Below are 13339 nucleotides of genomic sequence, written 5' to 3' on the forward strand. Positions count from 1 at the left end.
TGAGAGTGGGCACTTGAAAAGGAGAAGAAGTATGTCTACTGATAACGAAAGGAAGGTTCGGATGAAGACCAAAGCTTTGCTGCTTTCTGTGGCGCTGATCCTGGTCGTTACCGGAGCCTCCAGCTCGGTTTGGGCCTATTCGGGTGTGATTTCAATTGATACAGTTGAGGCTGAGGCTGGTGACCATATCGCGGTCCCTATCCGTTTGAGCAATAATGATGAACCGATTTCGGCGGTGAGAATACCATTACAAGTAGTTGGGCCCGGGTTGTTATTTGACTCGGTTTCCATCGTAGGTTCGATACTGCCGTCCGATTTCTTTGCCTGGGTGAATCCGGAGAGCGGTCCGAGTGACAGTGCATTTATTACGCTCATCCCCAATCTATTGGGCACGCCTTCCGTCTTAACTGCCACAGAAGGATTGCTTGCAACTTTGTGGGTTTCGGTCGCCGTGACAGCTCCAGGCGGCTTAATAGGCATCGATTCCTTTCAAATTATCGACTCATTCTGGCACGACAATGGTTACTGGGTACCGAGGAATGAGCAAATCCTGGCCTCTGACACATCCGGTATGATCACCTACTTCCCGGACTTCATCGAGGGCGGAGTGATTGTCAAGAGCTCTACGGCCATCTATGACGACAAGGACAACAATCTTCCGGGTAGCTTCTGTCTCGCCCAGAACTATCCCAACCCGTTCAACCCGGTAACGACTATTGAATTCTCTATTCCGAGGTCCAGTCGAGTTCGCCTGGAAGTGTTCAATATCCTCGGTCAGAACGTGGTTACGCTGGTGGATGAGCACTGTTCCGCGGGAGCCTATACCACCGAATTCGATGCCTCCAACCGACCCAGCGGAATATATTTCTACCGCCTGACCCATAACGAGGGTACCGAAACAAGGAAAATGACGCTAGTGAAATAACAATTTCGGTCAAACTGCCGATTATTACAGGGATAGCGGAATAATCCGCTGTCCCTGTTTTATTAGGGCAAATCGAAATGACCGAGGCCACAAAAGAGAAAAACCCAGCAGCGAAGCCTAAGAAGCAGATCAAGATCGGCAGCTATGTTGTCACCGGCAAGGTTGGCCAGGGTGGTATAGCTGAAATTTACAAAGCTCGCCAGGAATCTCTGGACCGGGATGTAGCTATCAAGATTCTCTCCACCAAGCTGACCAATGACCCGGATATCGTCATGCGCTTTGAGCGTGAGTCTTTGGTTGTGGCTCGGCTGAATCATCCCAATATTGTCCACGTCATCGACAAGGGCAAGGCGGGCAATCGGTACTACTTCGTCATGGATTATATCGACGGCACCTCATTGCGGGAGGTGATCGACTCAGATAAGATTCCGCTTGCGACCAAACTGGATATGATGATTCAGGTCTGCAAAGCGCTCGACTACGCTCACAAGAACGGCGTCATTCATCGCGACATCAAGCCGGCTAATATCCTCATTGACCGGCAGGGCAATGCGCTGGTGGCGGACTTTGGCATTGCTCAGATTGTAGGTGTGCCGGAAGGAGAGATGACAGCCTCTGATGTTGTTATGGGGACATTCTCATACATGTCGCCCGAGCAGAAAATCAGTTCGGCCAATGTTGATCAGACCACCGACATTTACGCCATGGGTATCATGCTCTATGAAATCCTCTGCGGTAAGAAGCCTTTGGGACATTTCAAGATGCCGTCCGAAATTGTAAAGGGCGCCGACAGCCGGTTCGACGATATCGTTCTGAAATGTCTGGCGCAGGAGTCCAAGGATCGTTTCCAAGCAGCGGTAGAGCTGAAAGATGCTTTGCTTGAGATCACCGGTGGCGGATCACAAAGCGGAGATACCTGTAGTCTATCGGTATCCGGGACTGAATCGTTCCTTGGCAAATGTCGCTATCTGGACACTATCCGCGAAACCAGCTTCGGTTCGACTATCCTTGTGGAAAATCAGGTAACAAAAAAGCTGTATGTTATCAAGAAACACTCCAAGGGTGAGATGGGGCGCAAGGAAGCCAAACTGCTCAGTTCGATGAAGCACAAGAATATCATCAATATCTTTGGGGCCGGTGGCGACAAAAAGACTACGGTGGTAATCTCGGCCTATGCTCAGGGTGGATCGCTGGCCGATCGCATGGTTCGCTGTTATGATTGGGAGGCTGCCTTCAAGATCATCCTTGAAGTTGCGATCGGTCTTGATTTTGCCCACAAGAATAACATCATGCACGGTAACCTGCGTCCATCCAACATTCTCTTCGACGCTGATGAAGTTGTTAAGCTGTCCGACTTTGGATTGCCGATTCATTACGGTGGTCCCCGAAAGAAAAACTGGTACAGCCCGCCGGAAAGAAAGATCTCCCGCCAGGGGGATATTTTCGGATTAGGCGTGATTCTTCATCAACTGATCATCGGTCACAATCCGAACTACGATAGTGGCAACAACCTGATACTGGACGAGTTGCGTAACAAAATGCAAGAAGAGCTGGTGCAGATGATCAGCAAAATGCTGGCCATTCGTGTGTCTCGACGCTATCAGACCACACAGGAGTTCCTGCTTGACTGGGATGATTTCGAGCGACAACTTCAAGAAAAGGCCGCCAAACGTAAGACACGCCCTGTAATGGTTGCACCGCAGGTAAGGAAAGTACCCGTTTGGGCCGTGGTTCTGGTAGGGTTGGGGGTTCTGATAGTAATTCTATCCGCCTTATACTTCAGCGGCAATTTCGGGTAGCACTCCGGCTCAGGTTGTCTCTTAACTTGTAATATCCCACTTGCGATCTTATTATCTTCCATAGTTCGGTAGTGTCGTTTCACGTTTTGTTCGTTTGAAAAGGTATTATGTGTCGGTGAACTCACAAACCAAACGTCAACTAACTATTTGCTTTGTGCTGTACTATGCTGTCCTGGCTGGACTGACGACGGCAGCTTTCGTGATTGGCCGCTACTGGTGGGGGCTGTCAGTTTTTGCTTATGTAGATGGAATTGTTCGCTTTGTCATTCTGGCTTTGGCGGCTGTCATACCAATCGGACTCGCGCTGAAATATAAAAAAGAATCCCAACTAGAGTCAGGAATAAGTCGAAGTTCTACCAAGGTGATCCTGGGTACGGCTATCACAGTACTGGCCGCTGGTGGTCTGTTCTGGCTGTTTCGGGCGCAGGCGTTCTACCTTGGTGATGGCTACACTCTGCTATCGACGCTGGCTTCGGACAATCCTTTCATCAAGTACCGCGAGATAGGTGAGTCAATGGCCCACCTGTGGTTAAAGCAAACACTCGGATCCGGAGAGCAAGCCGCTCTGCTGAGTTTTCAGATCATCAGTATTGCGACGGGTGTTATCTCGATAGTCGCTCTGATAATCGCTTCTGTAAGACTTTTTGAGACGACCAGACAGCGTCTGCTGTTCGTACTGGGCGTATCTACCGGTGGGCACATGCTGTTATTTTTCGGATATGTCGAGAACTACTCCCTCCTTGTGTCGGCCACACTGATCTACGGCCTGGTCGGACTTCTGGGTGCGACCGGGAAAATAAGCCGCTGGTGGGCGGTAGTGCCATTGCTCGTTGCTATCCTCATGCACGTTCTGGCCGTGGTCCTTGTACCGAGTGGGCTGTATCTATTACTGGGACCAACGATTATTGGGCACACTCTTTCCCGAATGACCCGACTATCGAAAACCGCTCTGGCTATAATTGTCTTTGCCGTTTCGGCAACAGTCTTTCTGTACTTGTACAACACTACTCTCTTTTTCCAGTTGGCGTTTGTCCCGTTAATGGCTAATCGATTCACCATTGATGGCTACACGCTGTTCTCATTAATACATTTGTCCGATGTCGGTAATCTGGTCTTTGTTCTCGCACCAGCCCTGGTGGTGATTCTGCCAGCCCTTTGGGTCAGGCGAAAAGTTGAAGCATCTTCAAAGCGGGCAGTATGGTTTCTACTACTTATGGTTCTGGGTGGTCTGGGGGCAGCATTTATGTTTGATCCAAAATTGGGTATGCCACGTGACTGGGATTTATTCTCGTTTGCTGGTGTGCCGATAGCATTGCTGCTGTTCTACATGGCTCTCGCGGTCAGAACGAAGCGACCGTACATGGTTGCCATAGCCAGTTTGGCTGTCGTTCTGAACTTGCTTGTACTTGTACCGCGCGTCATCACACAGACAAACCGACCACAGGCAGTGGAACAATTCCGACAGTACATATACTGGGATCATCAGCGCAATCAAAACGCATTGGGCTTATTGGTAGAGTATCATCAGGATACTGGTGATTCTGACCGTGCTGTAGAGGAATCCCAGCAGTGGCACAACGCTTTCCCCGCATGGGGCATTAATCACCATGGGCTTCAACTGGCTAATGTTGGACAGTACGACGCTGCGATTATGGAGTACCGCCGTGTTATTCAACTCAACCCGGTTTTTCCAGTGGCCTATGGTAACATCGGTGCAGCCTTGCTGGAATTGAAGAAGTATGACAGCGCCCTGGCTTACCTGGAGATTGCTCGAGGGATGAATCCCTACAATCCGCGCGTGGCATACAATTACGGTTCTGCTCTCTTTTTCCTGCAGAACTATGACGTAGCTGAGGCAGCCTGGCTAGAAGCTTTGACCATTGATTCAACTATTCGGGGGGCTTGGCTCGGTCTGGCTCAGCTATCGAAGACCCAGGGCAGGCGCAACAAGTATTTCGAATATCTTTCCCAAGCAGTGTCCTACGGTGATGCACCCGTCGCACCATTGAAAGAACTGGGGCTTTTCTATCTACAACAGGGCGACTACCATCGCGCCTCGGAGCTGTTCGATGAAGCCCTGAAAAAGGGATTAAACGTCAACTTCATGGACAGCCTTCGGCTGCGGTTCCCACAACTGAGACGATGAATCTGGAGTATAGCAGAAAATGGTGTAATGAAATGGCGGCTGACAAAAATGTCTGCCGCCTTCGCGAGGGAATTTGATGCAAAGAAAGGGTGGCCTGTCACCTATAGTAGGTCAGGACCTTTACGGTCCTGACAATTCCAGCAGGAATGTAGGGCTCCTGCCCTACGGGACTATAGCATCCTGAAGACGAATCCTATCGCCAGCGTTTCTTTCCAACGCCCCTTTTTCTCGACCTGTTTGTCCCACAAAAATTGCGTGTACAGATTTACTGTGATGATCTTCGTGATAGAAGCGCTTACGATGTTCTCCAGGCTGACATCGACTGCTTTCCAGTCGTCTTCCTCCGGTAAACCTTTCACCTCGTCCTTTTTCGAATACGTCACCGCCTTATAGAGTGTCAGCTTACCGGTGTATTTCAGGTTGTCACCGAATGTCAACTCGGCATCGGTGACGGATTCTAAACCGCCGTCTGTGGTAGAAATCGTCTCGGTTTCGTAGTCAACCAGATCGATGAACTGCTTGGTGAAAATCTCACGAACTGCCAGGCCGAGACGGCTGGTGATAAAGTCCTTGTCCTTCTTATAGAACATGTGAGCCAGACCGACCGACTCGGTCAATTTGAGAGGGCTCAGCCAGCGTTTGTGATTCTCGACTGAGCCATCGAAAAACTGTGATTCGATACGGAAAGCCACATAGGGATCGACAAACCATCCTAGCGTGAATCGTCCAACATTTTCCCAATCAATCAGATCGGTCGATTTTTGGGGTTTCTTCCATGGCTTGCCTTCCGCGTCGATATTCTGGGTCAAGGTTTGTCCGAAGGACAGTTTGAGCGAAGATTTGAAATCAAACTTCGGAGAGAACTGCCTTTGGGCGGTTCCATTGAGATTGGCCGCCCAGTTCACAGACCCGGCTTCACCACCCGTCCATGAATCAGAGTAAGACGTTTGAGTCGTTGTAAAATCGATGATCAACGAATTCTGCCAACCGGTCTCTACCTGGTCCTGGGACCAGGTAAAAGTGGTTGTCAACATCATGGCCAGGATCAGGTTTATGATTATACGGGAAGATTTCATGGTCGTCGAACTCCTTCTAACTTGTAGCCTGAAACATGTGAACATCCTGCTGCGGGTACGGAATCGAAATCCCTTCAGCATCAAAGGTCAATTTCACTTTCTCAGTCAAATCCCAGAGCACAACCCAATAGTCTGCGGTCTTGACCCATGGGCGAACAACAAAATTGACCGAACTGTCGGCCAGTTCCGAAACTGCGACTACCGGTGCCGGGTCCTTGAGAATGCGATCATCCTCTATCATCAAGCGTTCGAGAATTCCCTTGGCCTTTTTCAGGTCGTCATCGTAGCCAATACCGAACACCAGATCAATACGGCGGGTTTCCTTGGCGGAGTAATTGACAATGTTGCCGCCGGTGATATTACTGTTGGGTATTATAACTCTCTTATTGTCGCCCGTTCTCATGATAGTACTGAAAATGCCAATAGCCTCGACTACACCCGTCGAACCTCCGGCCTCAACAAAGTCACCGTTCTTAAAGGGACGGAAGATAATCAGCATAACGCCAGAGGCAAAATTGGACAGCGATCCCTGCAGGGCTAAACCGATGGCCAAGCCAGCGGCACCTATGATGGCAATGAACGAAGTCGTTTGCACGCCGAGTTGGTTCAAGGACGCCAGCAGGACAAACACCATCAAGCCAATTCGAGTCATGGCAACTACAAATGAAATCAGGGTATCATCAACATTAGCCTTCTTCATTAGACGTCGCACAATACCGGTGATAATACCGACAACGATGCGACCTATAATCAGAATCGCAAGAGCGCCGATAATCATGGGGCCGTACGCAACAGCCCACTCTACGATTTTGTCACCTAAGTTCTCCACGTTATCCTCCTTGATGTGACTACGCCTACGCAGTCAAGTAGTTGTTCGATATCGATAATCTGTTATAAACCTAATAAGAAACTTCTAAAAGGACTCGTCTTCCGACGGATAACTGCCGTCGGTAACATCTTTGATGTACTGACTGATTGCGTCCAGGATAGTCGGTGTTAAGTTCGCATACTCGCGCAGGAACTTGGGATGAAATCCCTCGGGGCGAAACCCCAGCATATCATTGGTAACTAACACCTGCCCGTCGCAGTTTGTTCCTGCCCCGATACCGATAGTAGCGGTGGTATTGAGCGCGGCGGTTATGTCGCCGGCGATGTCAGCTTCGAGTAGCTCCAATACGATCGAAAAACAGCCCGCCTCCTGCAATGCCAGGGCGGACTCCATGAGATACGATCGAGATTTTTTACCTCGTCCCTGCACTTTTGGACCACCAAAGCGATTAATCGATTGGGGCGTAAGACCAATATGCCCCATGACCGGGATACCACATTCGATTACCCGTTTGATGGTCGGAGTCATCTCTATACCGCCCTCCATCTTCACAGCCTCGGCGCCGGCCTCTTTGAGAAAGCGACCGGCATTGAGAATAGCTGTCTCCTCTGACGGTTGAAACGACAGGAATGGCATATCGGCGATTATCAATGCTCTGTTTGTTCCTCTGGCGACGGCAGCGGTGTGAGCCACCATAATGTCCATCGTTATAGGCAAAGTGGAATCCCAACCATGCACAACATTACTGGCCGAATCGCCAACCAGAATAGAGTCGATCCCGGCTTTGTCCAGCAGAGAGGCCATGAAAGCATCGTAGGCAGTAAGGACAGTAATCTTATGTCCTTTTGATTTCTTGCGGAGAAAAGTACCGACCGTGTGTTTTTTCCTGTCAGTTGTGTGCGACATAATTAATCAGATTGCAGCCAAATCACCGGCTGGCGAGTAGTATTTCTTGCCAGCCACCGGTTTGCCGATCTGCTCCACAAGGTCATCAAAGTGACCGGGCGTATTTACGAAATCAATGTTATCAGTTCGAACCACCAGTAACGGTGTTTCCTGGTAGTCAAAAAAGAAATAGTCATAGGCTTTGTTGAGACTGTCGATATAGTCGGTGTCAATGGATCGTTCAAAGGGAAAGTTGCGTTTGCGTATTCTCCGCAGTAGCATTGGCGTCGAAGCTTGCAAATAAATCACCAGGTCCGGTTTGGGAATATCCCCGGCCAAAACCGGTGCAATGCGGTTGTACAATGCCAACTCACGGTCGGAGAGATTCACCGAAGCAAATATGGAATCACGAGCATAGAGATAGTCGGCTACAATCCGTCGGGCAAAAAGATCACGGGTCTGCAACTGTTGCTGTTGCTGAAAACGGGACAACAGAAAAAATAGCTGGCAAGAGAATCCGTAGCGTTTGCGATTCCTGTAGAAATCAACCAGGAACGGATTACCGAAGACCTCGTCGTTCATCTGTTCGGCACCGAGAGACTTGGTCAGCATTTCGGCAAAGGACGTTTTGCCAACGCCGATTACGCCCTCGACGGCGATATAGTTGGGTTCAAATTTGTCGTGCAACTTGATCCTTGTACAGTATTATCTCCTCGCGACCTTCTTCGCTGAGGAATTCCGCCACCGGTCGTTTGGTCACCGGGTGCACCAATTCAGGGTCAATCTCAAGCAACGGAACCATTGCAAACGGACGATTCAGCAATTCTCGATGGGGGACTGACAGCGTGTCGGTCTCAATGATTTCATCGCCAAAGAGAAGAATATCCAGATCCATTGGTCTCGGTTCTTTCTTTCCTTTACCGATCCGACCAAGGTTTTTTTCAATCAGTTCAAGCACGTTCAGCAGTTCACTCGAGAGATATTGGTAGTCTACCTTGACCACCTGGTTCATAAAGGATGGATTCTCACCCTGCATACCCTGGGCCTCTGAAACGTAGATGCCGGACTGGGCAATTACTTCCAGGCCGGGGACAGCTTCGAGCTTCGTCACCGCCGCCGTAAGGTTCTTATAGCGATCACCGAGATTGGAACCAATAAGGATATATACTGTCGTCGTCATGCCAACTCCTAATCTTGCTCTTGGTTGTTTATCAACTTGGACACATCCGACTGATAACGTGTGATTTCGGCCTCCACATACTTGATTTCACCGGCAATAGGCGGTGTCATCTTGCGGACTCTTAATGTTACTCTGTAAACGGGAAAGGTGTCAAGCACTTTGGTGGCTAAGCTCGTTGCCAATCTTTCCAGGAGTGCGAAAGCAGAGCCTTCGACCGTGTTCTTAATCAACGCATAGACTTCTGAATAGTCGATGGTATCAACCAACTCATCGGTCTGTCCCGGCTCGGAAAGATCAACTTCTAATTCGCAGTCAACTTCGTAGCGGCGTCCTGTCTCTTTCTCGGCAGCAGTGACACCATGGTAGCCATAGAATGACATGCCTGCGATGCGAATAATATCCTTCACTTTTTCCGGTCCCGTCTAAGGAGGTGCTGTTTCCGTCGGACACGTTCCTGCGCCAGACGGTAGTCATCAATCGGCGCTGTGGTTGAGAAACGAAGGAATCCTTCTCCGGCATTCCCGAACGCAATGCCAGGTACAGTCTGGATGCGGAATCGTCGAAACAGTTGGGCCGCCGCCGATGATGATTGACGGCGACGTTTTATTTGCGCCCACACAAACGGCACTGTCTCGAACCCTGCCTTATCCAATCCCAACGATCCCAGCAGCGAAACCACCTCCGCATTGGCTACGGTCAAGTTGTTGCGGAGCTGGAGCAAGTCCTCGGAGGGGAACTTGCGCACCGCGGCCAGGGCCATATCGACACAGTATTTCGGAATGCTCAGGGGCAGTAACTTACGCGACTGCTCCAAACCAGCGATCATTTCTCGATTTCCGACTGCAAAGCCAAGCGGGATCGCCGGCAACCCAAACGTGTAGGCGAACGAACCGACTTCCACACCGACTTTTTTCCCTCCGCGAACAGCCAACAGCGAGGTCGGCTTACGCCCGGAGAGGGTAGAGTAAGCGGTATCGTTGACGATGGCAAGATTCTCGCGGGAGGCAATCCAGATCAGGTCGGATAGTTCCTTTTCGGTTAGCTCGGCTCCGGTCGGATTATGGGGTGTATTGAGAAACAGTAGCCTTGCCACGCGTCCCAGTCTGGAATTGATTCGATCAAAATCAGGGAGCCAGTGATTACGAGCACTGATGCCATAGTGTACCGGTTGTCCTCCGCACGCTGTCGCCAATCGTCGATAGGTCGGTAAACCGAGTTCTGGTACAAAAACGATATCTCCATGATCGACAAAGGCAAGCGCGAGCTGCCACAACAGCCCGGATATTCCCGGTCCCAGAATAATCTCACGGCTCGGGTTCAGACGAACACCATGATAAGTGGAGTACCAGCCGGCCAGAGCCTCTCGCAGATCATTCAATGATGATTCGTCAGCGGGTCGGAGGTCATCTGCTGAAAGTGAAGAGGTTGTTTCGAACGGTACAGGCCATTGAAATGTGGCCAGATCAAGAGTACTTGTTTTTTTAATTCTGATCGAACGCGCCAATCCCGGTATGAACGACAGCAGATCGGGCGGCAATTGATGAAGGCGATCAGCTTTGTCCACCAGAACTTTTTTGACCGGCATCGCCAAATCCTTCCGCGCTACTGCTTCTCGTCCCAGGCCTGGTCGAGCTTATCGCGCATCTTCTCCAACCTCTGAAAATCATCCGATGGAATACTATCAAGATTGCCCAGCTGACGCGCCAGATGTACTACCCGGGCATAATGCTCCACGACTTCGTGTCGATGATAAGCCTCGTTCAACGAGTGGCCCACCGTTAATAGACCATGATTACGCAAGACAAAGGCGTTATTGCTTTCGATGAACGGCTCAAGAGACTTGGGAACGGCATCGGTGCCGGGAGGGGCATAATCGGTCAGGGGCATCCCTCCTATCGAAACGACCACCTCTGGCAGAACGTCTTCGGCCAAATGGATACCTGCCACCGCGAAGGCAGTCACATAGGGCGGATGAGAGTGCACACAAGCCTGCACGTCGGGTCGATTGCGATAGACAAAGGTGTGCATGAGGTACTCGCTTGAGGCTGTGCGGGAGCCTTGCAGGTGTTTACCGTTCTGATCGACAATAACCAGATCGTCGGGATTTAGATTTCCTTTAGCCAGACCGGACGGTGTAATCATAATCCGGTCATCATCGAGACGCACTGAGATGTTGCCATCCGTACCCGCTATCATCCCGCGTTCATAGAGTCGGCGTCCAAGGAGCACCAACTCCTTCCTGATTGTAAACGGTGAAGCCATAATTAGCCGCAAGGTAGGGGGTCATCGAGCGATTGTCAACAACGACGCTGATTTCATGGCAACTGTTGAAACTAGAGCACTTGCTTGAAGAGATTAAAATATACTAGAGTTGCATATTCTGCGAAGCCTTGTACCGTTAATAGGTCCGCACGTGCCCGACACTGTACAACCCATCACCTCCGTTTCCCTTGATCACTAGTCCATCATAGCCTATTGATGTCGTAAGTGTGTCAATAGCAGCATGCCTTATAGACAAACCTCTCTTAGGTATCCACTTTGGTGGTATACGAGTTATGGATAGCGGAATTGTGTCTCGATAGAAAGTCACTTCATATTCATCATTGCAGTCAGCACTCAACTCGATTCTCTCAGCGTACTGGGGCTGAGAATAGGTAACACGCAAGCCAGTGACGGGTAGAACAACACAACCCTTTGAATTCCATACAGTACCTTCTTCCTTGGGCAAGGAAAGCTGGCTATACGAAATAGTCACCGAAGGTCGGGAAAGATACCTCCCTAGAAGATGGTCATAACCTCCCAGGTTGAACCGGAAGATTTCCCCCAGTCGGTTACCTCCGAGGAGATCACCGGAGATGATTTCAGACAAGACATCGTAGTATTTAGCGAGGTCAGGATCATCTATTCTATTTGGCCCACCTGGTACAGTCTGCAGATACCCAGCAGGAATAAGGCGTGTGAAGTGTCCGATGCGCCATCGTTTGGGAAGGTGCGATGGTAATCGTGACAGTAGTGCATCAGACAATGCATGCTTGTCCACGATTCGCGCATCGGGTCCTGCAAAATACCCCATTAGGCCAACGCCAGCCCGATAGATTACAGTGTCTCCGGCCTGACGAGCTGTAAGACCATCACCTGCCCACGGATGGTTTGGAGTCAGTGAGTCCGTGCATTGGAGAAGCAGGCCAGTCTTCTGATAATAACCAGCACGCTCATCGCTGATGCCATTATCCCAGAATCTGGCCTCCGGGCCCTGTCCATAGTCCATGCCATGATAGAGAGGACACCCTGTAGACAGAGTTCCAAACACAAGTGTAAAAACGGCTGTTATAAATTTCCACTTGTTGGACGGGGACCAATCGATCCGCGACAACAGAACAATTCCAACTAGGAATGGTACTGCGAGAAGGCGCCCCGACATGAAATCGCCGCCAACGCGAGCTATATACAGGATGTAAAGGAACACTCCAAAGGACAATGCGACCCACTTCATTCTGCGTGACGCAAGGCCCACAATAATTCCAGTGGCCAGAATAAACGCTGTATAGGGTTACCATAAGGCGAGATTGACTAGATAGGTTATTCCTTGTTCCCACAATAGGGAACCTTCAATACCCGTATTTAGCTTGGCGAAAGCGGTGTTGGGGAACAGAAAACCGTAGTAGAACAACGAAAAGAGCTCCCAAACGACCAATGGCAGGAATCCCATCAGCCCTGCCATAAATCGCCTGGGTGTCGATCCCTGGACCAGCAGGTAGCACAACGGCGGCAAATAAATGAGAGCATGATCGAGTCGTGTGAGCATCGCCAGTGATGCTAACAGGCAGAGACCCAGGAAGGCGCGATCGTTATGCTTGTCGCGGAAGTAGACGACCATGAACGATACAAGAAGCAGGTAGGAAAGTGGATTCTCAAGTCCCGAGGTAGAAAAATCCGTGAATGCCTTTGAGAGGGTAACTGCCAACACCAACATAACCCCAGACACCCAGGATCGTGCCACCTTCAGAGCAGCAAAAGCGATAGAGGCGAGCGAAAGAACGATGGAAAGAATTATCGTAGTGTAGAAGGCCTCTCGCGTAAACAGGTATGCAAATGACAACAGAAACATCCACAGAGGATGAGTATATGCCTGGACTCGCTCCCCCACGTTCCATGTAAGGCCGTGCCCATTGATGAAATTGTCGACTGTTCTCAGCGTTATGTACGCATCGTCGCACATCCACGCAGTGCGGAGCTGGACTGCAATCAGAATCAACAGCGCCGTAATAATAATGGCGGACAGGACCTTTTGACTATAGCATAACATCTTTCCATTCTATTGTAGGATGTGTAGTCAGAATTGTCAACGTCCGCGTTGGTTCATCGACGGATCGCTCGGGAGTACAATAATCTTGACTGACGCCATCGTTGATGCTATGATGCGACTTGCCTATAGTGGAATTGGTGGTTTCCGAGGACAATCGCAGAGCGTTCTCGGACTGTGTTAGGATGACTTAACT

The 13339-nt window shown here is 50.1% G+C and carries 14 protein-coding genes; 4 read left to right on the forward strand and 10 right to left on the reverse strand.

The window, feature by feature from the left end; all coding sequences use genetic code 11:
- The first annotated feature begins 31 nt into the window (after positions 1-31).
- The 3 genes from KOO62_07435 (at position 32) to KOO62_07445 (ending at position 4870) form a co-directional block, all read left to right on the forward strand.
- The gene (locus KOO62_07435) at positions 32-925 is read left to right on the forward strand and encodes a T9SS type A sorting domain-containing protein (protein ID MBU8933824.1); all 894 of its coding nucleotides are present in this window, start codon (positions 32-34) and stop codon (positions 923-925) included.
- A 77-nt stretch (positions 926-1002) separates the two neighbouring features.
- Positions 1003-2724 (forward strand): protein kinase, encoded by a 1722-nt coding sequence (locus KOO62_07440; protein ID MBU8933825.1) that lies wholly within the window; start codon positions 1003-1005, stop codon positions 2722-2724.
- A gap of 115 nt (positions 2725-2839) precedes the next feature.
- Positions 2840-4870 (forward strand): tetratricopeptide repeat protein, encoded by a 2031-nt coding sequence (locus KOO62_07445; GenBank protein MBU8933826.1) that lies wholly within the window; start codon positions 2840-2842, stop codon positions 4868-4870.
- A 170-nt stretch (positions 4871-5040) separates the two neighbouring features.
- Here the strand turns inward: KOO62_07445 and KOO62_07450 are convergent, their stop codons facing one another.
- The 10 genes from KOO62_07450 to KOO62_07495 all read right to left on the reverse strand — a co-directional run bounded on the left by KOO62_07450 (position 5041) and on the right by KOO62_07495 (position 13146).
- Positions 5041-5946, reverse strand: coding sequence for a DUF3078 domain-containing protein (locus KOO62_07450; protein ID MBU8933827.1), 906 nt, complete (start codon positions 5944-5946; stop codon positions 5041-5043).
- Between the two features lie 16 nt (positions 5947-5962).
- Complete coding sequence (locus KOO62_07455; GenBank protein ID MBU8933828.1) at positions 5963-6775, reverse strand: mechanosensitive ion channel; 813 nt, start codon at positions 6773-6775, stop codon at positions 5963-5965.
- An 84-nt stretch (positions 6776-6859) separates the two neighbouring features.
- Positions 6860-7681 carry a 3-methyl-2-oxobutanoate hydroxymethyltransferase gene (gene panB / locus KOO62_07460; protein ID MBU8933829.1) on the reverse strand — a complete coding sequence of 274 codons (822 nt, stop codon included), beginning with the start codon at positions 7679-7681 and terminating at the stop codon, positions 6860-6862.
- Positions 7682-7687: 6 nt separating this feature from the next.
- On the reverse strand, positions 7688-8347 hold the full coding sequence (locus tag KOO62_07465) for a deoxynucleoside kinase (protein MBU8933830.1): 660 nt from the start codon (positions 8345-8347) through the stop codon (positions 7688-7690).
- Complete coding sequence (folK, locus tag KOO62_07470) at positions 8331-8840, reverse strand: 2-amino-4-hydroxy-6-hydroxymethyldihydropteridine diphosphokinase (protein MBU8933831.1); 510 nt, start codon at positions 8838-8840, stop codon at positions 8331-8333. Before folK ends, KOO62_07465 begins: the two co-directional genes overlap by 17 nt.
- An 8-nt stretch (positions 8841-8848) precedes the next feature.
- Positions 8849-9220: a dihydroneopterin aldolase gene (gene folB, locus KOO62_07475; GenBank protein ID MBU8933832.1), complete on the reverse strand. Its 372-nt coding sequence runs from the start codon at positions 9218-9220 to the stop codon at positions 8849-8851.
- A gap of 23 nt (positions 9221-9243) precedes the next feature.
- On the reverse strand, positions 9244-10425 hold the full coding sequence (locus tag KOO62_07480; GenBank protein ID MBU8933833.1) for an aminotransferase class I/II-fold pyridoxal phosphate-dependent enzyme: 1182 nt from the start codon (positions 10423-10425) through the stop codon (positions 9244-9246).
- A 17-nt stretch (positions 10426-10442) separates the two neighbouring features.
- Positions 10443-11102, reverse strand: coding sequence for a class II aldolase/adducin family protein (locus KOO62_07485; GenBank protein ID MBU8933834.1), 660 nt, complete (start codon positions 11100-11102; stop codon positions 10443-10445).
- Positions 11103-11238: 136 nt separating this feature from the next.
- The gene (locus tag KOO62_07490; protein ID MBU8933835.1) at positions 11239-12108 is read right to left on the reverse strand and encodes a hypothetical protein; all 870 of its coding nucleotides are present in this window, start codon (positions 12106-12108) and stop codon (positions 11239-11241) included.
- 282 nt (positions 12109-12390) lie between these two features.
- On the reverse strand, positions 12391-13146 hold the full coding sequence (locus KOO62_07495) for a hypothetical protein (GenBank protein ID MBU8933836.1): 756 nt from the start codon (positions 13144-13146) through the stop codon (positions 12391-12393).
- 19 nt (positions 13147-13165) lie between these two features.
- On the opposite strand from KOO62_07495, the gene KOO62_07500 reads away from it, so the two are divergent.
- Positions 13166-13327 (forward strand): hypothetical protein, encoded by a 162-nt coding sequence (locus tag KOO62_07500; GenBank protein MBU8933837.1) that lies wholly within the window; start codon positions 13166-13168, stop codon positions 13325-13327.
- The last annotated feature ends 12 nt before the right edge of the window (positions 13328-13339 follow it).

The sequence above is a fragment of the Candidatus Zixiibacteriota bacterium genome, from assembly GCA_019038695.1.
GTDB lineage: Bacteria > Zixibacteria > MSB-5A5 > GN15 > FEB-12 > B120-G9.